The 1835-nt window shown below is 69.2% G+C and carries 3 protein-coding genes; all 3 read left to right on the top strand.

What is annotated here, in order from left to right; translation table 11 throughout:
- Nucleotides 1-719, top strand: a 719-nt coding sequence (locus A5701_RS22130; protein WP_197505035.1) for a PE/PPE C-terminal domain-containing protein, incomplete at its 5' end; no start/stop codon positions are given.
- A 164-nt stretch (nt 720-883) separates the two neighbouring features.
- On the top strand, nt 884-1183 hold the full coding sequence (locus A5701_RS22125) for a PE family protein (protein WP_067758919.1): 300 nt from the start codon (nt 884-886) through the stop codon (nt 1181-1183).
- Between the two features lie 8 nt (nt 1184-1191).
- Nucleotides 1192-1835 (top strand): PPE family protein (locus A5701_RS22120; RefSeq protein ID WP_156670211.1); only part of this gene is annotated, 644 nt, incomplete at its 3' end.

The following is a 1835-nucleotide window of genomic DNA, read 5'->3' as shown; positions in this document are numbered from 1 at the left end:
GGGTGGCCGAGCAGGCGTTGGCGGTGACCCAGGCCGCTCAGCAGCCCGCGGGCAACACCGCCCAGACGGTGGCCTCGAGCACGTCGCAGCTGGCGACCACGCAGCTGGTGACGGCGGCGGCGCCGACCCAGCAGGTGACGGCCGCGGCTACCACCCAGCCGGGGCCGTTTACCTGGCTGATCAACGCGATCCAGGGCCTGCAGACGGGGCTGCCCACGCCGACCAACAACTACCTGGGCCTCAACCCCACCTTGTACACGGTGATCCTCAAGCAGACCTCGGGTCTTGCTTATTTCTCGAACGGTATCCCGGCGTTTTGGTCGCAGTTGGCTCAGCAGTTGGTGTCGGGTCCCGGTGGTACCACGGCTGGTGCCGGTGGTGCGTGGTTCCCGACGCCGCAGTTCGCCCAGTTGGGCCTGGGCAACCTGGGCAGCCTCAGCAGCAACGTCGTCTCGGCCGGTGCCGGGCAGGCCACCCAAGTCGGGGGTTTGTCGGTGCCCCAGCAGTGGGCGACGCTGACCTCGGCGGTCAGCCCGGCCAACGCCGAGGCCGAGGCGCTGCCGGTGCAGGCCGGCGCGGCCGGCAACCCTCCGGCCAACGCCCTGCTGCGCGGCATGCCCACCGGCGTCATGGGCCGCCGCGCCGGCGCCGCCGCGGGCTACTCCCACAAATACGGCTTCCGCTACAGCGTCCTAACCCGACCCCCATCGGCCGGATAGGGAAAGGCCAGGTGAACGGAAGTTGTACACGAATGAACAGTCGGCACTAGGGAGGCGAGGCACCGCGTGACCCATTTAATCTCAGCAGTAAGCCACGCCTGCGGTAAGCCCACCGGCAAACCGTTCCTCAAAGGCCAGCGAGCCGAAACCAGGGAGGGATCTTAATGTCGTTTGTCACGACGCAGCCGGAGGCGCTGGCCGCGGCCGCGGGCGATCTGCAAAGCATCGGTTCGGCGCTCAGCGCGCAGAACGCCGCGGCGGCGGCCCCGACGACGGGGATCGTGCCGGCCGCAGCCGACGAAGTGTCGGCACTGACCGCGGCGCAGTTCTCTGCGCATGCGCAGATGTATCAGGCTGTGAGCGCCCAGGGCACGGCGATTCACGAGATGTTCGTCAACACCCTGAGGATGAGCTCGGGGTCCTACGCGGTGACTGAGGCGGCCAACGCGGCCGCGACGGGTTAAAGGAGCCAATGATGTTTGATTTTGGGGCGCTTCCGCCGGAGGTTAATTCGGCGCGGATTTATGCCGGTCCGGGGTCGGGGTCGTTGATGACGGCGGCGTCGGCGTGGAATGCGATCGCCGCGGAGCTGCAGTCGGCTGCGTTGAGTTATCAGAATGTGGTGACTCAGCTGGCCAGTGAGGAGTGGGCGGGCACGGCCTCGGCGGCGATGGCGGCCGCGGCCACCCCGTATGCGGAGTGGCTGGCCAGCACGGCGGCGCAGGCCGAGCAGGCCGCGGTGCAGGCCGCCGCGGCGGCGGCGGCTTATGAGGCGGCGTTCGCCGCGGTGGTGCCACCGCCGGTGATCGCGGCCAACCGGGCGTTGGTGCAGCAGTTGCAGGCCACCAACGTGATCGGGCAGAACACCGGGGCGATCGCGCAGTTGGAGGCCCAGTACGGCGAGTTTTGGGCCCAGGATGCCGGGGCGATGGCCAACTACTCGGTGCAGTCCACGGCGGCGACCAAGGGCATCACCCAGTTCCAGGCCGCCCCGAAGGTGACCAACGACGCGGGCACCACCACCCAGGCCAGCACGGTGGCCAACGCGGCGGCCAACACTTCCGCCGGCAACGCGGCCAACGTCGCGCAAAAGGCGGCCACCACCGCCACGACGAC

The organism is Mycobacterium sp. E3305 (assembly GCF_001666785.1).
Taxonomy (GTDB): domain Bacteria; phylum Actinomycetota; class Actinomycetes; order Mycobacteriales; family Mycobacteriaceae; genus Mycobacterium.
The sequence above is the reverse complement of the archived record's forward strand: the minus strand, read 5'-3'. Positions and strand labels throughout refer to the sequence as shown.

Excerpts from the sequence above, each read along its gene's own strand:
- A5701_RS22125 (WP_067758919.1), top strand. The coding sequence starts at position 884 with ATGTCGTTTGTCACGACGCAGCCGGAGGCGCTGGCCGCGGCCGCGGGC.